Origin of the sequence: Mycolicibacterium helvum, assembly GCF_010731895.1 — a bacterium.
GTDB classification, from domain to species: domain Bacteria; phylum Actinomycetota; class Actinomycetes; order Mycobacteriales; family Mycobacteriaceae; genus Mycobacterium; species Mycobacterium helvum.
On record NZ_AP022596.1, the window covers coordinates 6,062,392 to 6,084,947 of the forward strand.

21 protein-coding genes are annotated in these 22,556 nt (G+C 65.4%); 4 read left to right on the plus strand and 17 right to left on the minus strand.

From position 1 onward, the window contains the following. Window positions 1-96 precede the first annotated feature (96 nt). From G6N38_RS28555 to G6N38_RS28590, 8 genes are read right to left on the minus strand one after another with little or no spacing between them, the layout of a single operon-like run. Window positions 97-825: an SDR family NAD(P)-dependent oxidoreductase gene (locus tag G6N38_RS28555; protein WP_163751448.1), complete on the minus strand. Its 729-nt coding sequence runs from the start codon at window positions 823-825 to the stop codon at window positions 97-99. Further along, window positions 822-1,760 carry an alpha/beta hydrolase gene (locus G6N38_RS28560; RefSeq protein ID WP_163751449.1) on the minus strand — a complete coding sequence of 313 codons (939 nt, stop codon included), beginning with the start codon at window positions 1,758-1,760 and terminating at the stop codon, window positions 822-824. The genes G6N38_RS28555 and G6N38_RS28560 overlap by 4 nt, the downstream gene beginning before the upstream one ends. Window positions 1,761-1,808: 48 nt before the next feature. Then, a complete protein-coding gene (locus G6N38_RS28565) occupies window positions 1,809-3,191 on the minus strand; it encodes a glutamine synthetase family protein (protein ID WP_163751450.1) in 1,383 nt (460 codons plus the stop codon). Continuing rightward, window positions 3,188-4,468 (minus strand): glutamine synthetase family protein, encoded by a 1,281-nt coding sequence (locus G6N38_RS28570; RefSeq protein ID WP_163751451.1) that lies wholly within the window; start codon window positions 4,466-4,468, stop codon window positions 3,188-3,190. The genes G6N38_RS28565 and G6N38_RS28570 overlap by 4 nt, the downstream gene beginning before the upstream one ends. Further along, on the minus strand, window positions 4,461-5,540 hold the full coding sequence (locus G6N38_RS28575; RefSeq protein WP_163751452.1) for an aldehyde dehydrogenase: 1,080 nt from the start codon (window positions 5,538-5,540) through the stop codon (window positions 4,461-4,463). Before G6N38_RS28575 ends, G6N38_RS28570 begins: the two co-directional genes overlap by 8 nt. Then, complete coding sequence (locus tag G6N38_RS28580; RefSeq protein ID WP_163751453.1) at window positions 5,537-6,313, minus strand: SDR family NAD(P)-dependent oxidoreductase; 777 nt, start codon at window positions 6,311-6,313, stop codon at window positions 5,537-5,539. Before G6N38_RS28580 ends, G6N38_RS28575 begins: the two co-directional genes overlap by 4 nt. After that, entirely contained in the window at window positions 6,310-7,590 is a 1,281-nt protein-coding gene (locus G6N38_RS28585) for a YlbE family protein (protein WP_163751454.1), read from the minus strand. The genes G6N38_RS28580 and G6N38_RS28585 overlap by 4 nt, the downstream gene beginning before the upstream one ends. Further along, window positions 7,584-8,315, minus strand: coding sequence for an SDR family NAD(P)-dependent oxidoreductase (locus tag G6N38_RS28590; RefSeq protein WP_163751455.1), 732 nt, complete (start codon window positions 8,313-8,315; stop codon window positions 7,584-7,586). The genes G6N38_RS28585 and G6N38_RS28590 overlap by 7 nt, the downstream gene beginning before the upstream one ends. A 206-nt stretch (window positions 8,316-8,521) precedes the next feature. On the opposite strand from G6N38_RS28590, the gene G6N38_RS28595 reads away from it, so the two are divergent. Beyond that, the gene (locus G6N38_RS28595) at window positions 8,522-9,259 is read left to right on the plus strand and encodes a FadR/GntR family transcriptional regulator (protein ID WP_163751456.1); all 738 of its coding nucleotides are present in this window, start codon (window positions 8,522-8,524) and stop codon (window positions 9,257-9,259) included. Between the two features lie 13 nt (window positions 9,260-9,272). Here the strand turns inward: G6N38_RS28595 and fabG are convergent, their stop codons facing one another. Further along, on the minus strand, window positions 9,273-10,040 hold the full coding sequence (fabG, locus tag G6N38_RS28600; protein ID WP_407662851.1) for a 3-oxoacyl-ACP reductase FabG: 768 nt from the start codon (window positions 10,038-10,040) through the stop codon (window positions 9,273-9,275). A gap of 48 nt (window positions 10,041-10,088) precedes the next feature. After that, window positions 10,089-11,615: an APC family permease gene (locus tag G6N38_RS28605; protein ID WP_163751457.1), complete on the minus strand. Its 1,527-nt coding sequence runs from the start codon at window positions 11,613-11,615 to the stop codon at window positions 10,089-10,091. Between the two features lie 295 nt (window positions 11,616-11,910). Between G6N38_RS28605 and glsA the strand changes: the two genes are divergently transcribed. After that, on the plus strand, window positions 11,911-12,744 hold the full coding sequence (gene glsA, locus G6N38_RS28610; RefSeq protein ID WP_246227494.1) for a glutaminase A: 834 nt from the start codon (window positions 11,911-11,913) through the stop codon (window positions 12,742-12,744). A 23-nt stretch (window positions 12,745-12,767) separates the two neighbouring features. After that, on the plus strand, window positions 12,768-13,736 hold the full coding sequence (locus G6N38_RS28615; protein WP_163751459.1) for a 5'-3' exonuclease: 969 nt from the start codon (window positions 12,768-12,770) through the stop codon (window positions 13,734-13,736). 135 nt (window positions 13,737-13,871) lie between these two features. Here the strand turns inward: G6N38_RS28615 and G6N38_RS28620 are convergent, their stop codons facing one another. From G6N38_RS28620 to pafA, 7 genes are all read right to left on the minus strand, one after another. Then, the gene (locus G6N38_RS28620; protein WP_163751460.1) at window positions 13,872-14,633 is read right to left on the minus strand and encodes a DUF4333 domain-containing protein; all 762 of its coding nucleotides are present in this window, start codon (window positions 14,631-14,633) and stop codon (window positions 13,872-13,874) included. A 56-nt stretch (window positions 14,634-14,689) separates the two neighbouring features. After that, window positions 14,690-17,503: a DEAD/DEAH box helicase gene (locus tag G6N38_RS28625; protein ID WP_163751461.1), complete on the minus strand. Its 2,814-nt coding sequence runs from the start codon at window positions 17,501-17,503 to the stop codon at window positions 14,690-14,692. Then, window positions 17,487-18,350 (minus strand): twin-arginine translocase subunit TatC, encoded by an 864-nt coding sequence (tatC, locus tag G6N38_RS28630; RefSeq protein WP_407663027.1) that lies wholly within the window; start codon window positions 18,348-18,350, stop codon window positions 17,487-17,489. The genes G6N38_RS28625 and tatC overlap by 17 nt, the downstream gene beginning before the upstream one ends. A gap of 117 nt (window positions 18,351-18,467) precedes the next feature. After that, on the minus strand, window positions 18,468-18,731 hold the full coding sequence (gene tatA, locus G6N38_RS28635) for a Sec-independent protein translocase subunit TatA (RefSeq protein WP_163752520.1): 264 nt from the start codon (window positions 18,729-18,731) through the stop codon (window positions 18,468-18,470). A 64-nt stretch (window positions 18,732-18,795) separates the two neighbouring features. Further along, on the minus strand, window positions 18,796-19,767 hold the full coding sequence (locus tag G6N38_RS28640) for a helix-turn-helix transcriptional regulator (protein WP_163751463.1): 972 nt from the start codon (window positions 19,765-19,767) through the stop codon (window positions 18,796-18,798). After that, window positions 19,764-20,750 carry a helix-turn-helix transcriptional regulator gene (locus tag G6N38_RS28645; RefSeq protein ID WP_163751464.1) on the minus strand — a complete coding sequence of 329 codons (987 nt, stop codon included), beginning with the start codon at window positions 20,748-20,750 and terminating at the stop codon, window positions 19,764-19,766. Before G6N38_RS28645 ends, G6N38_RS28640 begins: the two co-directional genes overlap by 4 nt. A 48-nt stretch (window positions 20,751-20,798) precedes the next feature. Then, window positions 20,799-22,157 (minus strand): Pup--protein ligase, encoded by a 1,359-nt coding sequence (gene pafA, locus G6N38_RS28650; RefSeq protein WP_179968459.1) that lies wholly within the window; start codon window positions 22,155-22,157, stop codon window positions 20,799-20,801. A 116-nt stretch (window positions 22,158-22,273) separates the two neighbouring features. Between pafA and G6N38_RS28655 the strand changes: the two genes are divergently transcribed. Next, entirely contained in the window at window positions 22,274-22,546 is a 273-nt protein-coding gene (locus G6N38_RS28655; protein ID WP_163751465.1) for a DUF7162 family protein, read from the plus strand. Window positions 22,547-22,556: the final 10 nt, after the last annotated feature.

Below are 22,556 nucleotides of genomic sequence, written 5' to 3' on the forward strand. Positions count from 1 at the left end.
TGACGCCTCAAGCTCGACGTCAAAATATCTATAGGTTGAGTATTTAGACCTTTTATGAAGTTGTCAATAGCCGCTGGTCGCAACAGGGCATGCTGGTTACTTGATCTGAGCGATCCACCCGCCATCAACGACCACGTCGGTGGCGGTGATGAACGAGGCCTGCTCAGACAGTAAGAACGCCACCGCATTGGCGATGTCGGTGGGCAAACCGAGCCGGCGCAGCGGGGTGCGGTCCTCCATGTTGGCGCGCCGAGCAGGGTTCTCCTGGTACAGCGGTTCGATCATCGGAGTCAGGATCGCGCCTGGGCACACCGTGTTGACCCGAATTCCCTCCGGCCCCAGCTGCAACGCCAAGCTGCGTGACAGGGACACTACGGCGGCCTTGCTGACTTGGTAGGCGTCGAGGGGGGAATCCATACCTCGAAGTCCCGCAGTGCTGGCCACGTTGACGATCGCCTTGCCCTGGCCGCGGCGCAACAGCGGAATCGCGGCCGTGGTCAATCGCCGCAGAGCGTGCAGGTTGACCCCTAACGTCAGTTCCCAGACGCTGTCATCGACATCCAGGACTGAACCGTCTCGATCGAACAGTGCGACCCCGGCCGCGTTGACCAGATAATCCAGGGCGCCGGCGGGCACGTGCGCCACCAACGTGGGAATGTCTCCGTTCATCAGATCGAAGCCCAGATAGTCGATCTCCACCGGCAACTCGTCGGGGCGTGGCTTGATGTCAGTGGCCAGAACATGGACGCCGTCGGCAGCCAACCGTATTGCGGTGGCCAGGCCGATCCCGCCGCCGGCACCGGTGACCAGTGCGGTGGCAGTCACGACCGGACCGGGTTCAACGCCGCGGCCAACTGCCCACCGGCGAATGTCATCGCCTCCGTCGCGGTGGGAAACACTTCGTCCAACCCGAAGAATCCGTGCACCATGCCCTGCGTCAGGTGGGTCTGGACCGGCACGCCGGCAGCCGTCAGCGCGGCGGCATACAGCTCGCCCTGGGGCCGGATCGGATCGCATTCGGCCAAGATGATGGTGGCCGGCGCTAGCCCGGCAAGGTCAGCATCGAGAACGTTCACCCGCCAGTCGGTGGCCGCATCGGGTGCGGGTAGGTAATTGTCCTGGTGCCACTGCAATTCGTCACGCTCGAGCATCACCCCGTCGTAGTTGGGGTCCATTCCGCGGGCGAGATCCGTAGTGGTCACCGGGTAGATCAGCAGTTGGTGCCGCAGCGCCGGGGTGCCAGTGTCACGGGCGTGCAGAGCGACCGCGGCAGCGAGATTGCCCCCGGCACTGTCGCCCGCCACGGCGAGGTGACTGTGGTCGATATCGAGCCCGGAGGCCGGATCGGCCGCCCATTCCAGCGCATCAATGGCGTCATTGACCGCGGCGGGAAACCGCGCCTCGGGTCCGCGGCGATATCCCACCGAGAGCACCGCGGACCCGGCTGCGTTGGCCAGCAACCGGGTCGCGGTGTCATGGGAGTCGATGCTGCCCAGCAGCCAACCACCGCCATGGAAGTAGACAGTCAGCGGCAACACCGCGGTTTCCTCCGCCGGTAGGTAGAGCCGCCCCGGGACCGAGTGCCCATCGCGAGTGGGGATGGCCACGTCGACCACCCGGTGGACCGGCGGTTTGGCCAGCGCGCCGAAGGTGTTCTCGAAGTTCTGCCGGGCGGTCTCGACCGGCAGCAGGTGAGCGTTGGGTCGGCCCGAGGCCTTGGCGTCGTCGAGCATCTTCTGCGCGATCGGGTCGATGGGCATATGCGTCTCCTCAGAATCGAAGCGGTAGGGCGGTTGACGGGCAGCGCTTCAGACGCGCTCGTAGTAGCGGCGGCATTCCCAGTCGGTGACCGTGTGGGAGTCGAACGCGGTCAGCTCGTGCTGGCTGGACGTCAGAAGATGTTCGAAGACTTCGTCGCTGAATCCGGTCCGCAGCATCTTGCATTCGGCGAAGCGGTGCAGTGCGTCGTGCATCGATGTGGGAACGAGAGTGATGTTTTCGCCGGTCCAGGCGTTGCCGTCGAAGATCTCCGGGATCGGTAGCTGCCGCTGGATCCCGTCGAGGCCGGCGGCGATAGTCGCCGAGTACGCGTAGTACGGGTTCACATCCCCACCGGGGATGCGATTCTCCACCCGATAGGACGGTCCATGGCCCACCAACCGGAAGGCGCACGAGCGGTTGTCATTTCCCAGCGCAATGGCTGATCCGGCGAACTGATCGGGCTGGAATCGCTTGTAGGAGTTGATGGTCGGCGCGAACATCAGCGTGATATCGGCCGCGTGAGCGAGCTGGCCGGCTATGAAGGCACCGAACTTTTCCGACATGCCGCCGGCCGGTCGCGACGACCAGCACAGACTCTCGTCCATGTCGGCATCCCACATGCTGACATGCAGATGACACGAGGACCCGACATCATCGATCTTGGGCTTTGCCATGAATGTCACCGTCAGGTCTGCGGCGTGGGCGAGCTGTTTGACGCCGTATTTGAACAGGACATGCCGGTCGGCCATTTCCAGGGTGTCGCAGTAGTCGAGGGTGACTTCCTGCTGTCCCAGGCCCCATTCCGGTTTGGAGGATTCGATGGACACACCAAAGTCCGGCATCTGGTTGCGGATGCGTTCGATGAACCAGTCGTCCCGACTCGACTGGATCATCTGGTAGTCCGAACGGTAGTCCGAGAGCATCTTCAGGTTCTGATAACCCAGGTCCCACGCCTCGCGAGGCGGTGTGGCTGCAAGGTAGAACTCCAGTTCGGAGGCGAATTTGAAGCCCAAGCCCTGTTGGCGAGCACGCTCGATCTGATCCCGCAGGATGGTCCGCGGAGCTACCGCCAGCATGGTGTCTGACCCCGGTTCGAACGCGTCGCAGATCACCAAGGCGGCGTTCGGTTCCCACGGAACCCGCCGCAGTGTGCTCAGGTCGGGTACCAGGCGAATATCGGCCCACCCGTTGGCGGCGTTGGACACCGGCAGGTCCAGCGGATTCATCTCCAAATCGACGGCGAAGATGAAGCTGCTGGCGTTGATTCCGTCACCGGCGAGCCCGAGCGAACGGAAAGCCTGAATGGTCAGGCGTTTACCGACCAGCCGACCGTAAGGATCGGGGGTCGCGCAGATCACCGTGTTGAGCTCTCCGGCATCGGCCAGGACGGTGAATTCGTCGATGCTCAAGCAGTTGTCAGCGGTATTCATTGGTGCTCCAGGTGACGGTGGTGTTCCCACGCGGTGATGGTTTGACGCTGCCACTGGTCGTAGTGTCGAGCTTCAGCCCGTCGAGTCGCGGCATAGGAACCGCAGAACGGCTTGCCGAGCGTGTGGGGCAGCCAGTGTGAGTCTTCGAAGGCGGCGACCGCGGCGTGCAGATCGAGGGGCAGCCCAGCGGCGGCATGCCCCGCCGCGGGCAGCTCGAGCCGCTCGGTCAGACCGTACAGCCCTGCGGCCAGCACTGCGGCGGCCACCAGGTAGGGGCTGGCGTCCGCTCCGGGCCGCCGGTGTTCGACGCGTGCAGATGCGCTGTCGCCGAGGATAACCCGGCACGCGGTACTGCGGTCGTCATGCCCCCAGGCGGCGACCGCAGGGGTGAACATCTCGGGATCGATGCGTTTGAACGAGTTGACGTAGGGATTGAGCATGGCGACGGTGTCGGGCATGCCGGCCAGCAGGCCAGCCAGATAGTGGCGTCCGTGGTCGGACAACGCGCGTCCGCCATCGGAGAACACGTTGGCCCCGGCACGGGACAGACTGGAATGCACATGCCCGCCAGCACCGGACTTGTCGGCGAAGGGTTTGGCCATGAAGCTGGCGTGCAATCCGCGTTCAGCGCAGAGGTCGCGCAGATACTGGCGAGCACGCACCGCGTTATCGGCTGCCCGCAGCGCAGACTCGGGCGCCAGGGTGAACTCGAAGAATCCCGGCCCGAGTTCGGCGTGGAACATCTCGACGGTGATTCCGATGGACTCCATCCGGTTGATGAACTCGATGGCCAGCTCTTCGGCTTGCGCCGCACGGGTCAGGCTGTAGGCGTTCTCGGTACCACCGAACGCCCGCCGGTCCCGCGCATCTCGGTGGTCGCCGTGGAACAGCCAGAATTCGTACTCGAAACCGAGCACCGGGTCCAGGTCCAGGTCGGCGTAGCCGGCCAGCAGACGGCGCAGGGTGTGGCGGGGCGACATCTCGACAGGCTGTCCGTCGGACCCGACCAGGTCGGCGATCACCGCATCGGTGTCCGTACGCCAGAGCAGGTCGATACGGGTGGTCTCGTCCGGGCGCAGCGTCGCATCGGGATATCCGTTGTCGGCGTTGCTGAACGGCGTGTCGGTCACCTCGTCGGTTATCGAGAGGCCGTAGAGGATTGTGCACATCGCCAGCGCCGTCGGCGCGTGAGTCTTGGTGGACCGGACCAGCTTTCCGCGGAGACCGAGGTCATAATCGGGGATCTCGAGTTGTGTCATCCGCACGCGTTCACTCATGGGCTGCTCCTTGTGTGCCGTCGCAGCGACGCGGCCGACACGACGGGTCTCGGCCAACACGCTCGTAAACCCAGTCGGGGATATCGGCGGGATTGCGGTATACCCACCACGTGCACGAACTCACCGGAGCATCCGGGTTCCATTGTGGCGCATCGATGACGCGAGTCGGATAGCCCAGACGATCGATGGGCATGACCTCGTTGAGCTGACAGCAATGCACACAGTACGAACAGATGCCGACGGTATTCCAGGCCCAGTCATGCGGCTGCGTGGTTACCGCGAAGCTGAACGGTGCGCCGGCCCTCGGGTTCCCGTCGGTGATCCGGCCATCCAGTGATCGACCGCCGGAACCGCATGGCGCGAAACGAAACCCGATGCGGTCGGGCTCGTCGATGATCTCGATGTCGCCCTGACGACCAGTACCGCTGAGATGGGCGTGGAAGCCGTCAACGATCGCAACCATGAGCTGATGGGCGGACTCGGACCACGGCTGGTGGGATTGGCTGTAACGGCGGGCATGAATGTCGTACCAGTCGGCCATCAGGAAGTCCCACAGCCGCCCGAGGTTCTCCTCACCGCCCAGGCGTACGGCGATGTCGACGAGTCCGGACACCCGGTCCACGGCGCGGTCGTGGATGCCCAGCCAGACGGTGCGGGCAGATTCGATCGCATCGAGGGCCTGTGGGGAGCCCGCGCGGCACGCGTCAGCGGCGTCGGCCACCAGGGCGGTGAACTGTGGCCATTCGGCCTGGATCCCGGTCATGGCGCGCTCGCCGATCAGCGCACCGAGGTCGACGATGGCAGCCTCGAGGTCGGCGCCGGGCACACCGCCGTCACGCAGCCAAGCCGCTGTCGCTTCCGGCCAGCGCTGGTAGATGTCGCGTAGTTCGTCGGCTTCCAGGACCGCGACTTCCACAAGGGCGGCCGCGGCTTCGGTGTCACCGGCGGCAAAGTGCTCGGCGGCGCTACGGAACGTGCCTTTGGCCAGCTCTGCCCAAGACCCGAGGCGGGCATCTCGCCCCAATGCCGGTTGGTAGCCGACGGGGTGCAGCGGGGAGGTGTCGATCGTCATGTCAGTTCGAACCCACCGTCGACCCGCAAGTCGGTGCCGGTGATGTAACTGGCTTGATCGGAGAGCAGGAAGGCGACGGCATGGGCGATGTCGGCAGCGGTGGCGAACCGTCCGGCCGGGACCCTGGCGGCCAGCGATGCCGGCAGCACCCCGGTCTCACCGTGAGCGGCCGCCATCGGGGTCGCGACAAATCCCGGCGAGATGCTGTTGACGCGCACACCATCGGCGGCCAGGGCCCGGGCCGCGGTACGGGTCAGTTGCGCCAACCCTGCTTTGGAGGCCGCGTACTGCGGCGTGGGGTCGGGATCGGTCAGTGCGACGACCCGGTCGGCTTCGATAGAGGTGATATTGACGACCGCGGCGCCGACTGCATTGCGCAACGCCGGCGCCAGGGAGTCAATCACGTTGTAGGCGCCGATGAGGTTGATCTCCAAGGCTCGCAACCACATCGCGCGATCAACGCCCACGAACCCGGTGTTGTCGAGAACACCGGCGCAGTTGACCACATAGGAGATGTCGTCGACAGCGACCCCCGCCTCGCTCAGCCGCTGCGTCAGGTCGGGGTCGCGGACGTCGGCAGCCAGAGCGAGTTGCAGCTCGGCACGGTGGCGCGGCCGCGGCGCAGGAGGTCGTACATCCAGAGCGATGGTGCGGATCCCCGCATCCAGCAAGAGATCTGCGACGGCAGCGCCGATGCCCGAAGCCGCGCCGGTGACGATCGCGTCCCCGCCGCTGAAGGTCAGCGGCAACGACTTGGTCGGTACTCCCGTCATAGGGACTGCCTGAATCGTCGGCGGTGCTCGGTCATAGCATCGGCGAAGCACTCCTGCGGTGCGCGGATTACTCCGGCTCCGATCTGGCCACCGTCGCGGCCGGCCAACCCGACATCCATCACCGGCAATATGCCCGTGTCGAGCACCTTGCGGGCATCGATCCCGGTTGGGGTGCCTCGGAAACTGAACTGCGGGATCCGGTAGGTGTTGTTTTCGCCATAGGTAATGGCATACATCTCGAGGTTACGGTCGATCATCACTTCCGGTGAACCGCCCTGGTACTCCTGCAGCGACAATGCGCAGGCTTGCGCGAATCCGCCCAGCCCGATGGTCTCGGTGATCGGGGACTCCCCGCCCATCCAGGTGATCTCGTCTTCGGTGTGACCGGCAAACAGCTTGCCCTGGTGAATCGGCGGTGGCCCTTCAAACCAGGTGTTCCCGGTACCGGCCAGCTTGATAGCGAAGCCGCGGCAGGAGAACGCCATTGCCGAGACCAGCGTGGCGCCGGGTACGACCATGGCGTCGGCCGAAGCTTTGGCTGCCGCCATCGACAATCGCAGAAAGAAGTAGTCGTTTTCGGCCAGATGCAGCATGGCTTCCCGAACCCCGGGAACCCTGTCGTCGACCATGTCCAGGATCGCCGGCAAGATCTCGCGGTTGAACAGAATCGATGCGGCGGCGTTACGGCTGTGCACTTCGTCGCCCATGCGCAAGGCACGAGCGATCAGGGGTTTGAGGGCGACCCCGCCTTGGCGGCGGATCGCCTCGCCGACGACGGGAGCAAGTTCATTGTTGACTTGCAGAAGCCGCTGGTGCACACCGTCGTCGTAGCAACCGTAGTTCAGCCGGCGCGGCTCCTTACCTTCGTAGAAGTTGCAGAAGGCTCGGTTGCCGTGGGTGCGGTTCTCCACGACAAACACGGGCATGGACGCGGTGTAGATGCCGGCGAGCGAGCCGACCGCGGAGTGGTCCTGGCACGCACCTACTTCGATCGCTCCGGTCTCGAACCGTTCGATGGCCTCATCTCGATCCGCGGCCAGACCTTCGAACAGCGCGCCACCGATCAGTGCATCACGCTGGCCGCCCACATATTGCGACCATGGCATCGGGGCACCCGAGGTCAGCACCAGGTTGTCTCGATACCCCGGCAGCACCTCGCCTGCAGGCTTGACATCCACGACCCAGGGATCGGCGTCGTTGAGCCGGGTGAACGACTCGACGTTCGCCTCTTCGATGGAGCGGAAACCCGGCGCAGCGCCACGTTCGGTACTCACCATGCGACGACGCCTCCGTCGACGAGCAACGTTTGAGCGGTGATGAACGAGGCGCGAGGTGACAGCAGGAACTCGACGGCCTCGGCGACCTCTTCAGGCTCACCGATTCGCTTGAGCATCGCGTAACTGGCGCTGACCTCTTCGCCACCGGACACCCGAGCCATCGAGGGGCTCATCGGTGCGCGAATGACACCGGGTGCGACATTGTTGACCCGGATTCCCCGCGGAGCCAGTTCCTCAGCCAGGTAGCGGGTGTAGGCGGCGATGCCAGCCTTCGTCGCGCCGTATACCGAGGCGCCACGGAAGCGGCCGAAGTGCCCGGTGAGGCTACCGATGTTGACGATGGCGCTGCCCGCTGTGAGCAGCGGCGCGACTGCATCGGTGACACGCGCCATCCCGGCGATGTTCACCTGGAACATCAGCTCCAGCTTCGCCTCATCCAACTCCCCCAGGAACGAATCTCGGAGAATCCCAGCACAATTGACCAGACCAAACAGCGACTCGCCATCCTCGACCACTGAAGACACTGCCGAGTTGACGCTTTCACGGTTGCTGATATCCATCGCGACTGCGAGCGTTCCGGTCAACCCCTCCTGCTCGACATTGAATGCGTCAATGGACGGCTTGAGGTCGGCAGCGACTGGCACATATCCGCTTTGCAGAAGCCGGCGACAGATGGCCTGCCCGATGACGCCGGCTCCTCCCGTCACGATGACTTTGTTGCTCAACGTCTCTTCCTTCCCGAAAGCGTGTCGTCCATCACGTGTTTGACCAGTCTCATCGATAAAGACCTATTGGTCAAGTTTTTAGGTCTTTAAATAAGCGCGTTGCTCGTGGCGTTCCGCGGGTCAGATCTTTGGTCTATAGGGCGAGGCAATGACCATTCCTGGCGGCGCGCTGCGCTAACCTGTCGATAACACGGGAAGGGGCCGACATGGCGGCAGACAGCGGGGCGGTCCTCAGTCCCGTTCGGCAGATACCGGCTCACGAGCTGGTGGTCGATCAGATGCGCCGCGCTTTGGAGCTCGGGCAATTCCGCCCCGGAGACCGGTTGCCCACTGAGCGCGAGTTGTCCGAGATGCTTGATGTTTCGCGCACCACGGTGCGCACGGCGGTGGCCGTGCTCGAACGCGAAGGTCTCATCGGAGTGCGCCGTGGCCGCGGCGGCGGCTTCACCGTGCTGTCGCCGCAGATCGACACCGCAGAAATGCGCCGGGAGCTGCGCAACAACAAGCGCGCGATCCGCGACGCATTCGACTACCGCATCATCGTCGAGACCGGCGCCACCCGGCTGGCGGCCTCGCGGCGGCGCGCCGCGCACCTGAGCGCCCTGCACAAATTGCTCGCCGGCATGGATGCGGCCTTGGAAGTGGCGCTCAGCGATCAGTCCGCCCAGCACACCATCGAATTCCAGACCCTGGACTCGGCGTTTCACATGGGCATCGCCCAGGCCGCCGAAAACGATCGACTGCTCGATGCAGTGGCCGACGCGCGACGGCGCATGTGGGTGCCGGTTGGCGCGATTTTCGGCCGGCTGGAGACGAACGCCAACGATTACCACTCCGCGATACTGGAAGCCGTCGAAAAGAAGGAACCCGAACTGGCCGCCGCGCAGATGGAGGCTCATATCAATGACACCCGGTGCACCATCGAAGCCTGGCTCAAGCGCTGAGAATCCTGGTTAGTCAACGGGTTTCGGGAATCTCAGGCAACGTCTGGCCGCCATCGACGATCAACGACTGTCCGGTCACGAATCCAGCCTGCTCACTGGCAAAGAACATCGCGGCCGCTGCGACGTCGGCCGGTGCCCCCAACCGGCGCTGGGGGATGGCTGCCACCATGCCGGCGATGGCCTCCTCCCCCAGCCCGTCGAGCCCTTCTGTGGCGATACTGCCGGGGAGGACCGCGTTGATCGTGACACCGTCCGGAGCCAATTCCAGGGCAGCCGAACGCACAAATCCCAGTTGGGCAGCCTTGCTCGCCCCGTAATGCCCCAGCCCGGCGTAGCCCGTTACCGGTCCGGTGATCGAAGACGTCACCACCACCCGGCCCCGACCGCTGGCCCGCAGCGCGTCCCGACATGCCTGCACGCTGAAGATGGTGCCGGCGACATTGGTGGCGAAGATCGACCTCAGCCCGTCATCGTCGAGTGCATCCAGGTCGCACTCGGGGTAAATCCCAGCGTTGGCGCACAACACATCCATACCGCCGAGGATTCCGACGGCGTCGGCGGCCATCCGGTGACATGACTGCCGGTCAGACACATCCGCGACGATCGAATACACCCGCGCGCCGTGGACACTCAAGCGCCGTACCGCGGCATCGAGCTTGTCTGCCGATCGTCCGCTGATGACCACGGCCGCCCCGGCCTCGGCGAAGCCTCTGGCGATACCGACACCGATGCCCTGGCTTCCGCCGGTCACCAGCACTTTCATCGTCGACCAGTCGGTCACTTCAACAATCCCTTTCGTGGATACCGTCACACCACGCCCTGCTGCGGACTACTTGACGGGGTGTTCGATCTGGTGGTCGTCGAAGACGGTCGACCCGATGCGCTCATACAGATCCGGACGCGCTTTGCGCCAGTACAGTGCCAGCCCCAACGAGAACGCGAACAACCCGACCACGATGTAGGGGATCAGCTTGAAGAACAGCGTTCCCGACGCCGAACCTGCTGCCGCGGTGATGTTGGAGGCCATCAGGTAGATGACGTACACCATGCCGGCTCCACCCAGGATGGGCGCCAACAACGTCCGCCACCAGCTGGCGGTCTCGGGATGTTGCTTCTTGACATGGAAGTACACAACGGTGGCCACCGAGGACATGGTTTGCACGATCAGCAGGCAGATCGTCGCCAGGATGCCGACCAGCACAAAGAGCACAGCGTATGGGTCAGCGCCACTGACGGCACAGATGATCAGCACGATGCCGGCGAACACGCTTTGAGTCAGCGATGCAATCCACGGCGACGCATGCCTGGGGTGAGCTTCGCCGAGCCGGCGCGGCAGCAGACCGTCCCGACCGAAAGCGAAGAGATAGCGGGCCGCGGAGTTGTGAATCGCCAGCGCGCAGGCGAACGACCCGCCCAGCACCAACCACTCGAAAACGGTGACTGCCCAATGCCCCAAGTACAGCTCGGCCGGCGCGTAGAGCATATCGAACGGCGTTGGGCCGGAAGCTAATTCGACAGCTTTCGCGGGCCCGTTGCCCACGATGACCCCCCAGGCGATGAACGTGTAGAACACTCCGATGCTGATCACCGCGATAATGGTGGCGCGCGGGACGATCGTCTTCGGGTCCTTGGACTCCTCACCGTAGATGGCCGTCGACTCGAACCCGACCCAGGACCAGAACGCCATCAGCAAGCCGAGCCCGACCACTCCCCCAGATACGCCATTGGTGCTCAACGCCGTCAGCGGATTCAACGAGGTGAAGCTCATCCCGTCGGGATGATGCGCCAGCGAGGCCACCGCGCTGATGCCGAGCACGGCCAGTTCGGCCACCAGGACCACCCCTAGCACCTTGGCGGCTACCGAGATGTCCCAATGCGACAGCACCGCGATGACGACAAGGCAGATGACGGCGTAGAAGATCCACGGCAAGTCGATCCCGAACTGAGCCGTGAAGGCCTGGTCAGCAAAAGCGGAGAAGATACCGATCAGACCGGCTTCCATGATCATGTAGGTGAACATCGACATCACCCCGGCGGGCAGCCCGGGGATCTTTGACCACCCTCGCGACACGAACGTGTAAAACGCGCCCGCAGCCGTGATGTGCCTGGCCAATGCGACGAAGCCGATACTGAACACCAAAAGCACAACGGTGGCGATGATGAAACCACCAGGCGCCCCTAGGCCGTTGCCGAAACCAACCGCGACAGGCAGATTGCCTGACATCGCCGTGATCGGCGCCGAGAACGCCACCACCATGAACACCACACCGGCCAAGCCGATCGCGCCTCGCTTGAGAGTGTGTCCACCTTCGGCGCCACCGGTGGCGTCGACCGCCTGTGCTGGTTTGACGGCCATAGAGCCCGCCTTTCGTATCGGGGGTGACCTACATCACCGCTGACGGCGAGCGTAGATCCTTAAAGAACTAAAAACAAGACCTATAGACCATATGTTGATAGTCGTGACATGCTGTTAACGGCGTTGAAGACAGTAAAGGTCTTAAACCCCAGCCTTTGGAGCAAAACCGATGTCTATGTCCGACGGGATGAAAACGATGGCAACCTGCGCGGAACCATCAACTGAGGCCGAAAGGCTGACGGCTCATCTCAATACCGCTGCGAAATGCGGGCAACGCGCCTCCATCACCGGGACCGTGAGCAGCCAGATCCCCGCCTTGGCCGCAGTGCCCGCCACCAAGTTTGCGATGGCCGTCGCCACTGTCGACGGAGCGCTGCTGCACACCGGCGACAGCGCAGAACCGTTCTCGATCCAGAGCCTGTCGAAGCTCTTCGCTTTGTGCGTGCTGCTGCAGCAATGCCCCGACGCATGGCTCGAGATCGGCTGGGGCCCCACCAACGCCGGCTACGGATCCGTTGCCGACCTGGAACGTAACAACGGCAGGCCCGCCAACCCCTTCGTCAACTCCGGCGCGATCGTCGTCACCGATCGCTTGATCACGCACCGCGGTGACCCGGTTGGCGCAACCATCGGCTTGCTCCGCAGTGTCGATCCGCACGCCGCCGTCACCTCCGACGCCAGGGTGGCGCTGTCAGAGACACTGACCGGGCACCGCAATTCGGCCATCGCGCATGTTCTGGCCGAGCACGGAGTGCTGCAGAATCCGATCGACCACGTCCTGCAGCAGTACTTCGGCCAGTGCGCGATCACAGCCAACGTCCAGACCATCGCCCGGGCAGCACTTTTTCTGGCGGACCGGACCGGCAACAACAACCCACTTGACGAAGCCTCGGTTCGACGGGTGAACGCCGTCCTGCTCACCTCAGGCATGTATGGCGCCGCCGGCGACATTGCCTACCGGATCGGACTACCCGCCAAGAGCGGCATCGGCGGCGGGATCGTGGCCATCATGCCCGGCCGCGGCACCATCTGCGTGTGGAGCCCACCCCTGGACCGCGACGGCAACTCCGCAGGCGCGATTGCCGCCATCGAAGAATTCGCCCGCCTCGCCCGGTGGTCGGTCTTCTAAGCGGACCAGGCAGGATGGCTGGCATGTCTGCACCGGTGTTACTCCTCGACGGCGCCAGCATGTGGTTTCGTTCGTTCTTCGGCGTGCCTTCGTCCATCACCGCGCCCGACGGCAGGCCGGTCAACGCTGTGCGGGGGTTCCTCGACAGTGTGGCGACACTGATCACCCGGGAACGCCCCAACCGGCTGGTGGTGTGCCTCGATCTGGACTGGCGCCCGCAATTCCGGGTCGACGCGATCCCGTCGTACAAGGCGCACCGGGTCGCCATCGAGAAAGACCCTGAAAAGGCAACCGGTGAAACAGATTTGGAGGAGGTTCCGGACGAGCTGAGCCCGCAGGTCGAGATGATCATGGAGCTGCTCGGCGCATTCGGGATCGCCACCGCGGGCGCAGCGGGTTTCGAGGCCGACGACGTGCTGGGCACGCTGGCCACTGCCGAAAAGCGCGATCCGGTCGTGGTTGTCAGCGGTGACCGCGATCTGCTGCAGCTGGTGGGCGACGACCCGGTGGCGGTGCGGGTGCTCTATCTGGGCCGGGGACTGTCGAACGCGACGAAGTTCGGGCCGGCCGAGGTCGCCGAGCGCTACGGAGTGCCGCTGCATCGGGCGGGGTCGGCCTACGCCGAACTGGCTCTGCTGCGCGGTGATCCGTCCGACGGGCTACCCGGGGTGCCGGGCGTCGGGGAGAAGACCGCGGCCACGCTGCTCGCCCAGTACGGCTCGCTGGCCGACATCCTGGCGGCCGCCCACGACCCGAAATCCAAGCTATCCAAAGCTATTCGCGCCAAGCTGCTGGCCGCCACCGATTACATCGAGGCAGCCGGCCCGGTGGTGCTGGTGGCCCGCGATGCGCCCATCGAGTTCTCCACTGCCGACGATCGGCTGCCGCTGGCGGCCGCCGACCCCGCCCGCGTCGCAGACCTGGCCCACGCGTATGGCGTCAGCTCGTCGATCGCGCGCCTGCAGAAAGCGCTCGACGCGCTGCCCGACTAAGCCGGATTCATACCGAGATTGACGCTAGCGCGGACGCTTCTCGAACTGACCCTCGCCAGCGTCGACCTCGGCGCAGCGAAAGCTTGAGCAGAACACTGGCTGAGTACAATCTCGGCACAAATAGCGCGGCAAAGCCTACTTCGGCCGGCCGACCTCGTATGTGCCCTTGTCGTCCTGGAACGTCACCGTCACCTGGCGCTTGGTGCCGTCGATGCTCACCTCGCAGGTGAAGGTGTCACCCTTCTTGACCGTGGGGTTCGCACCGTTGTTGCACTTCACGTCCTTGACGTTCTTGGCGCCGTAGCCGTTGGTCTCGTCGGTGAGGATCTGCTGCACGCCGACCTGAGCCTTGCCGATATCCAGCTTGGTTGTGACGAAGAAGCCGGGCTTCCAGAAGCCCATCACCAGCACGACGGCGACGACGATCGCGGCCAGCACACCGACCACGGCGAAAATCACAGTCGAGGACTTCTTGGCGCCTTCCTCCCCGACGGGCGGGTAGGGAGCGTACTGACCGGGATCGCCCGGTTGCTGCGGGTACTGGCCGTACTGCGGCTGACCGTACTGGCCTGGCTGGGCAGGCTGACCGTACTGGCCCGGCTGGCCGTAGGCACCCGGGTTGTATTCGGTCGGAGCCTGGTACGGCTGTTGCGGGTACCCCTGCGTCGGCTGCTGACCGTACTGCGGGTACTGCTGCTGGGTATAGGCGGGCGGTTGCCACGCCGGGGGCTCGCTGGTCGGCTGCTGCCAGGCCGGCGTCTCACCGCCCGGCGTCTCCGGCTGCGGCCAGGCCGGCGCAGCGGGTGCGGGCTGCTCGGAGCCGGGGGCGGGCTGATCCTGACCCTGCGCGGGCTGGCCCTGCCAGGGATTGGGGTCAGATCCCTGCGGTCCGCTCATCGTCTCTCCTTGATCTGGTAGCGATTCGCCGCTCCCACCGTAGCGTTTGCACAACCCTACCCGCCATCAACAGCGACGACGCCGCGCCGAATGTCGTCAATGGCACGTTTCGCGGTGCTCCGCAGGCCGGCTTCCGGCCCGGCGTTGCGCACCTGGTCGAGCAGGTCGAGCACCTGACGACACCACCGCACGAAATCGCCCGCAGGCAGTGGCGTGCCCCCACCAGCCACATCGGAGGCCGCCAGGGCGGCAGCCAGGTCGCCGGTCGTCGCCCAGCGGTAGACGGCGGGGACGAATCCCTCGTCGGGCTCGCGGGTCGGGGCGATCCGGTGCCGATTCTCGTCGGCGCGCAGCTGCCCGGACAGCCGTCGCGTCTCGACCAGTGCGCGGCGCACCTTCGGGGTGGGCATATCGATCGCGTGCGCGGGTGTTGGTCCGTCGCTGCCGCGGGTTTCGAACACCATCGCCGAGAGCACCGCGGCCAACTCGGCCGGCGCCAGCCCCTTCCAGACTCCGGTGCGCAGGCACTCGGCGACCAGCAGGTCGCTCTCGCTGTAAATCCGCGCCAGCAGCCGGCCGTCGGCCGTCACCCGCGGGTCGCCCCCGCCGGTTCCTATCCCCGAGTCGCTTCGCTCCTGCCCGCCGGTTCCTTCAATGAACCCGCGCTCGGTCAGCAGTCCCACAATCCGGTCGAAGGTGCGGGCCAATGAGTTGGTCGCGGCACTGACCTTGTTGCGGATCTGCTCGTTGTCGCGTTCCACCCGCAGATAGCGCTCGCCGATACGCACCTTGGCTTCCCGGTCGGCGAGCCCATGCACCGAGTGCTTGCGCATCGCTTCGCGCAGCGACGCCAGCTCCGGGTCGATATCGGCGGGCTCGTCGCTCTCGCCACGGCGTCGACGGGCCGAGGGCACCATCAGCCCGGCTGACGCCGACAGCAACGCTGACGCCAGGTCCCTGCGCACCCTCGGCTGACGATGCTCGATCCGCTTGGGCAGTGACATCGACCCCAGCGGTGCCGTCAACCCAGCGAAATCGGCCGAGGAAACCCTTCCGGCCCAACGGTTTTCGGTCAATACCAGCGGTCGCGGGTCGGACGGGTCGTTGGCCGCTTCCAGGACAACGGCCAGTCCGCCGCGACGCCCCTGGTTGATGTTGATGATGTCGCCTTTTCGCAACGCCGCCAGCGCGTCGGCGGTGGCCCGCCTGCGCTGCAGCCGCGACGCCCGGGATTGCGCACGTTCCCGCTCGCTGATCTTGGCGCGCAGCCGCACGTAGTCGAGGATCGCCGGCTCGCGGTCGGGATTTGCCCGGCGGTCCCAGCCCAGCTCGGCGGCGATGTCGCCCAGCATCTTCTCGCCCCGTTCGACACCGCGGACCAAACCCACCACCGACCGGTCGGCTTGATACTGCGCGAACGACCGCTCCAACAGCTGATGGGCCTGCTGGGGGCCCATCTGATTCACCAGGTTGATCGTCATGTTGTACGACGGCGCGAAGGAGCTCTTCAGCGGGAACGTTCGCGTCGACGCCAGCCCGGCGATTTCGGAAGGATCCGCTGTATCTTCGCCGGGATGCCACAGCACGACGGCGTGGCCCTCGACGTCGATCCCGCGCCGCCCAGCGCGCCCGGTCAACTGGGTGTACTCCCCCGGCGTCAGCGGCATGTGCTGTTCGCCGTTGAACTTGACCAGCTTCTCCAGCACGACGGTGCGGGCCGGCATGTTGATGCCCAGCGCCAGCGTCTCGGTTGCGAAGACGGCCTTCACCAAGCCTGCTGTGAACAATTCCTCAACGGTGTGGCGGAACACCGGCAGCATGCCGGCATGGTGAGCGGCGAGCCCACGCAGCAGGCCCTCACGCCATTCGTAATAGCCCAGCACCGCCAGGTCGGGATCGGCGAGATCGCCGCAGCGGCGGTCGATCACCTCGGCGATCCGCTTACGGTCCTCGTCATTGGTCAGCCGCAATGGGCTGCGCAGGCACTGCTTGACCGCGGCATCGCAGCCAGCGCGGGAGAAGATGAATGTGATGGCCGGCAACAGCCCCTCCCGGTCCAGCGAGGCGATCACGTCGGGGCGGGCCGGCGGACGGTACAGACTCGATCGGCCTCCTTGGCGCCCCGGACCGCGCCGGCGTGGTTCCCAGTCGGTCAGGCGTTCGGCCTCACGCCGATGCGCGATATGCCGGATCAGCTCCGGGTCAACGAGGTGCTGCTTCCCCTCACGGTCGTAGTCGAATAGGTCGAACAGCCGCTTGCCGACCAGAACGTGCTGCCACAGCGGCACCGGCCGGTGCTCGTCGACCACGACGGTGGTATCGCCGCGCACGGTCTGGATCCAGCCACCGAACTCCTCGGCATTACTGACCGTGGCCGACAGGCTGACCAGCCGCACATCCTCGGGCAGGTGCAGGATCACCTCTTCCCACACCGCGCCGCGCATCCGATCGGCGAGGAAGTGCACCTCATCCATCACCACGTGGGACAGCGCACGCAATGTTTCTGAACCGGCGTACAGCATGTTGCGCAGCACCTCGGTGGTCATCACCACCACCGGCGCGTCGCCGTTGATCGACTGATCGCCGGTCAGCAGACCGATGTTCTCGGCGCCGTAGCGGCGCACCAGATCGTTGTGCTTCTGGTTGCTCAGCGCTTTGATCGGCGTGGTGTAGAAGCACTTTCGGCCCGCCGCCAACGCCAGGTGCACCGCGAACTCGCCGACGACCGTCTTGCCCGCGCCGGTCGGGGCGCACACCAGCACGCCGTGGCCGCGTTCCAGGGCCTCACACGCCTGCACCTGGAACGGGTCTAGCCGAAACGTCAGCAGCTCGGTGAACTCCCCAAGCTGGGACTCAGGTGATGTCGTCATGCTGTGCCGCAAACGTCGTCGGGGCGGCTACCGGAGTGGGCGCCTCGATCGGTGCGGCCTGGTCGTCGGGAATCTCGGCTTGCCCTTCCCGCTTGGCCTTTCGCCGGTCGTGCAGACGGGCGATCTGGATCGCGAACTCCAGCAGCACCGTCAGCGCCAGACCGAGAGCCAGCATCGAGAACGGATCCGAGCCCGGCGTGGCGAAGGCGGCGAAGACGAACACCCCGAAGATCAAGCCGCGACGCCACAACTTGAGCTTGGCGTACGGCAACATGCCGATCATGTTGAGCATGATGATCAGCAGCGGGAATTCAAAGCTGACGCCGAAGATCAGCAGCAGGTTGATCAGGAAGCCGAAGTATTGGTCGCCGGACAGCGCGGTGACCTGAACGTCGCTGCCGACCGTCAGCAGGAAGTGCAATGCCTTGGACAGCACGAAGTAGGCCAGCACGGTGCCGGACATGAACAACAGAGCCGCGAAGAAGACGAACACCGACGCGAACCGGCGTTCGTTGCGGTACAGACCGGGGGTGATGAACGCCCACAGCTGGTGCAGCCACACCGGGCAGGCCAGCACGATGCCCGCGGTCAGGCCGACCTTGAGCCGCAGCATGAATTGGTCGAACGGCGCGGTTGCCAGCAACCGGCAGCCGCCGTCGGCGCTGATATCCGCCCGGGCCGATTGCGGCAGCGAACAGTAGGGCTCGCGCAGCCATTCACCCAGGCTCTCCACCCCGAAGAAGCCGTGGCTGTACCAGAGGAAGCCGATGATGGTGGTCAGCGCGACGGCACCGATCGAGATCAGCAGCCGGGTCCGCAGTTCCCGGATGTGGTCGACGAGGGACATCGTCCCGTCGGGATTGGTGCGGCTGCGGCGTTGTCGTGGGTCGAGCCGCGACAGGATCTTAGGGGAGCGCACGGCAGCGTCTAACTACGGCGCATGAGCGCCTGATCGTCGTCGGGTTCAGGCTGGTTTGGCGTCGGTGTGGCTCTGGGCCGGCGGTGTCACCGGGGCCTCGACGCGCTCGGACTGAACCTGGGTCGGCGGCTGCGCAGGCGTGACGGGAGTGTCCGTCTTGCTCTCGTTCTGCAGCTCCTTGACCTCCGACTTGAAGATGCGCATCGACTTGCCCAGCGAACGGGCAGCGTCAGGCAACCTCTTCGACCCAAAGAGCAGCACGACCACGGCGATGAGAATCAGCCAGTGCCACGGTTGTAGAGCACCCAATTTGGTCACCTCCAGACGTTGGTTTGATGCTACCCCACCGGCCCCTGACGAGCCGGGATGCAGGTCAGCCGGTGAGATCGGCGTACGCGGCCAGCGCCGCCTCCGCGCGTGCACGCACCCGGTTCACCAGCGATTCGGGCTCCAGCACCCGAACATCGGCGCCGAATCCCAGTAACACCCTGCCCATCCACTCCTCGGAGGCATAGGTCATCACGGCCTTGTGGTAGCCGTCGGGCAGCTCCTCGAGAATCCGCATCGGGTAGTACTCGAGCATCCAGGACGCCGCCGGGGCCAGCAGCAGGGTCGCCGCAGGGAGGGCGGGGTCGGCGTCGAACAACGACGTGTCCGGCGGCGCCTGCACGGCCGGTTCCGGCGGGACCGCGGCCTGGTCGAGCACGGTCGCCTCAACGATGCGGTCGAACCGGAACAGCCGCACCCCGTCCGCGTCGCGTGACCAGGCGTTCAAGTAGCTGTGGTCGCCGACGATCACCACCCGGATGGGGTCGACGACACGGCTCGACAGGGTGTCGCGGGAGGCCGAGTAGTACTCGATGCACAGCGCGCGACCGTCACGGACCGCCGCGCGTACAGCCGCGGCGGTATCGCTTTCGATGGGCGCCCGCTCCTCCACGGCGGCGACGGCGTGGGTGTGGTCATGGCTGACAGTGCCCGCCGCCGACTCGATCTTGGCGATGGCGGACAGGGCAGCCTGCGGATCCACCACGCCGGGGATGTCGATCAAGGCGCGCAGCGCCACCAGCAGGCCGGTGGCCTCCGGCGAAGTCAGCCGCAGCGGCTCGTCCATCCCCGCCGAGAACGTCACCTTGATGGTGTCCCCGGAGAACTCGAAGTCGATCAGGTCACCCGGTCCGTAACCCGGCAGTCCGCACATCCAAAGCTGGTCGAGGTCCTGCTGGAGTTGCTTGCGGCTCACGCCGAGATCGGCAGCGGCCTCGCCATAGGTGATGCTGGGGTTGGCCTTCAGGTACGGCACCATGTTCAGCAGCCGCACCAGCCGCGTCGAAACGGGGGTCATGCGCGATCCGCCTGCGCCCGCAGCCGCGCCAGCACGTCGTCGCGCAACGTCGCCGGTTCCAACACCAGGGCATCGGCCCCATAGCCCGCAACCTCGCGGGCAAGCCGGTCGCGGGTGCCGATGTCGAGTTCGATGACTTCACCGGCGCGCCCGCCGATGGTACGCGCACCCGCGGATCTTCCGTTGCGGCGCAACGACATTGCCCGGCCATCGGCCACCCACACCGAGGCTTGGACGCCGCTGGGCGTCTCGCCGATGACCTGGTCGACGATCGCCCGCAGGTCGACACCATCCGGCCGGGTCACCGATCCAGACGCCCCAACGGTTTTGATGTCGGCACCGATGCGGGACAGCCGAAACGTCCTGGTGGCGTTGCGGTCCCGGTCATGGCCGACCAGATACCAGCGGCCCTTGTCAGTGACCACGCCCCACGGCTCCACCGTGCGCACAGTGTAGGGATCGGTGGGCAGGGAGCGGTGCCGGAATTGCACTGCATGACCGGCATCGATGGCCGACAACAGGTTCCCCAGCACATCCTCCGACCCACGCAGCCCGGGCGGGCCGGCGGCGGTGGTGATCGCCACGGCGGCGTCAGGGTCGACGTCGACGCCGGCCGCGCGCAATTTCAGCAGCGCACCCTGGGTCGCGGTGATCAGCTCGGGAGACTCCCATAGTTGGGTGGCGATCGCCACGGCCCCGGCCTCTTCGTCGGTCAGCTCGATGTCGGGCAGCGCATACGCATCCCGGTTGATGCGGTAGCCCTCGGTGGGGTCGAACGCCGAGACCCGTCCGGTCTCCAGCGGGATGCCCAGATCACGCAGTTCGTTCTTGTCGCGTTCGAACATCCGGGAGAACGCTTCGTCGCTGGGGCTGTCGGCGTAACCGGCCACATGAGAGCGGATGCGCTCTGCAGTGATGTAGCCATGGGTGGACAGCAGCGCGATGACGAGATTCATCAACCGCTCTACCTTGGATGTCGCCACTCGGAAAACCTTAGCCGGGATCGACGCGTCGCTCGTGCGGCGCGCTCGTCACATGCTGGCGATGAGCCGTTTGACCCGCTCGTCCACCGAACGGAATGGGTCCTTGCACAGCACCGTGCGCTGCGCCTGGTCGTTGAGCTTGAGATGCACCCAGTCCACCGTGAAATCGCGGCCGGCTTCCTGGGCGGCGCTGATGAATTCGCCGCGGAGCTTGGCCCGAGTGGTCTGCGGCGGCGTGTCGACGGCCGCCTCGATCTCTTCGTCGGTGGTGATCCGCGTCGCCAAACCCTTGCGCTGCAGCAGGTCGAAGACCCCGCGACCGCGCTTGATGTCGTGATAGGCCAAGTCGAGTTGGCTGATCTTGGGGTCGGACAGCTCCATGCTGTAGCGGTCCTGGTAGCGCTGGAACAGCTTGCGCTTGATCACCCAGTCGATCTCGGTGTCCACCTTCGCGAAGTCCTGGCTCTCGACAGCGTCGAGTTGGCGGCCCCATAGGTCAACGACCTGGTCGATCTGGGTATTGGGCTCGCGGGTCTGCAGGTATTCCACCGCGCGGGCGTAATACTCGCGCTGAATGTCCAGGGCGCTGGCCTGCCGCCCGCCTGCCAGCCGGACCGGCCGGCGCCCGGTCAGGTCGTGGCTGACCTCCCGGATGGCGCGGATCGGGTTGTCCAGCGAGAAATCGCGGAACGCCACGCCGGCCTCGATCATTTCCAGCACCAGCGAGGCGGTGCCGACCTTGAGCATGGTCGTGGACTCGCACATATTGGAGTCCCCGACGATCACGTGCAGCCGGCGGTACTTCTCGGCATCGGCATGCGGTTCGTCGCGGGTGTTGATGATGGGCCGGGATCGAGTGGTCGCGCTGGACACTCCTTCCCAGATGTGCTCAGCGCGCTGAGAGAGGCAGAACGTCGCGGCCTTGGGCGTCTGCAGCACCTTCCCGGCACCGCAGATCAGCTGGCGGGTGACCAGGAACGGCAACAGCACATCGGAAATCCGGGAGAACTCCCCCGCACGCACGATCAGGTAGTTCTCGTGGCAGCCGTAGGAGTTTCCGGCCGAATCGGTGTTGTTCTTGAACAGGTAGATGTCACCGCCGATGCCCTCATCGGCCAGACGCTGTTCGGCATCGATGAGCAGGTCTTCCAGCACCCGTTCACCGGCGCGGTCGTGAGTGACCAGCTGCACCAGGTTGTCGCACTCGGCGGTGGCGTACTCCGGGTGGCTACCCACGTCGAGGTACAACCGCGCACCGTTGCGCAGGAACACGTTCGAGCTGCGGCCCCACGACACCACCCGGCGGAACAGATACCGGGCGACCTCGTCCGGACTGAGCCGGCGATGGCCGTGGAACGTGCAGGTGACACCGAATTCGGTTTCGATGCCCATGATTCTCCGCTGCACGACACCGAGCCTACTGGTTCGTTTGCACTCACGGTGGCCAAGCGGTACGCGAAACGCGTTCGAAATGCCTGTGGATTGCCGAGAAAACCCGACCAACTGACATGCCACCATGAGCCGTGCCCAAGCCGGTCGCCGTCGATACCGCCACGCTGTGGGTACTCACGGACCGTCTGACCCGCACCGCTGACGAACTTGCCGACATCCCGATTCCCGGCCTCGAGGCGCTACCCGGTTCTGCGCTGAGCAGTTTGAACACGCCGCTGCGTGTCACCGCTGAAGTGCGCCGACTCGCTACGGCCGTACAGGATTGGGTTTGCTCGACACGCCGGTCGGTCGACGAACTGGCCGCGGCCGACGACGCCGGCGCCGAGCGCCTCCGACCACGGTGACCCACCCGAA

Bases quoted from the DNA above. Each gene is read 5' to 3' on its own strand.
- G6N38_RS28560 (WP_163751449.1), bottom strand. From the start codon at position 1,760: ATGCCCATCGACCCGATCGCGCAGAAGATGCTCGACGACGCCAAGGCC.
- G6N38_RS28565 (WP_163751450.1), bottom strand. From the start codon at position 3,191: ATGAATACCGCTGACAACTGCTTGAGCATCGACGAATTCACCGTCCTG.
- G6N38_RS28570 (WP_163751451.1), bottom strand. From the start codon at position 4,468: ATGAGTGAACGCGTGCGGATGACACAACTCGAGATCCCCGATTATGAC.
- G6N38_RS28575 (WP_163751452.1), bottom strand. From the start codon at position 5,540: ATGACGATCGACACCTCCCCGCTGCACCCCGTCGGCTACCAACCGGCA.
- G6N38_RS28580 (WP_163751453.1), bottom strand. From the start codon at position 6,313: ATGACGGGAGTACCGACCAAGTCGTTGCCGCTGACCTTCAGCGGCGGG.
- G6N38_RS28585 (WP_163751454.1), bottom strand. From the start codon at position 7,590: ATGGTGAGTACCGAACGTGGCGCTGCGCCGGGTTTCCGCTCCATCGAA.
- G6N38_RS28595 (WP_163751456.1), top strand. From the start codon at position 8,522: ATGGCGGCAGACAGCGGGGCGGTCCTCAGTCCCGTTCGGCAGATACCG.
- G6N38_RS28605 (WP_163751457.1), bottom strand. From the start codon at position 11,615: ATGGCCGTCAAACCAGCACAGGCGGTCGACGCCACCGGTGGCGCCGAA.
- G6N38_RS28615 (WP_163751459.1), top strand. From the start codon at position 12,768: ATGTCTGCACCGGTGTTACTCCTCGACGGCGCCAGCATGTGGTTTCGT.
- G6N38_RS28620 (WP_163751460.1), bottom strand. From the start codon at position 14,633: ATGAGCGGACCGCAGGGATCTGACCCCAATCCCTGGCAGGGCCAGCCC.
- G6N38_RS28625 (WP_163751461.1), bottom strand. From the start codon at position 17,503: ATGACGACATCACCTGAGTCCCAGCTTGGGGAGTTCACCGAGCTGCTG.
- tatC (WP_407663027.1), bottom strand. From the start codon at position 18,350: ATGTCCCTCGTCGACCACATCCGGGAACTGCGGACCCGGCTGCTGATC.
- G6N38_RS28640 (WP_163751463.1), bottom strand. From the start codon at position 19,767: ATGACCCCCGTTTCGACGCGGCTGGTGCGGCTGCTGAACATGGTGCCG.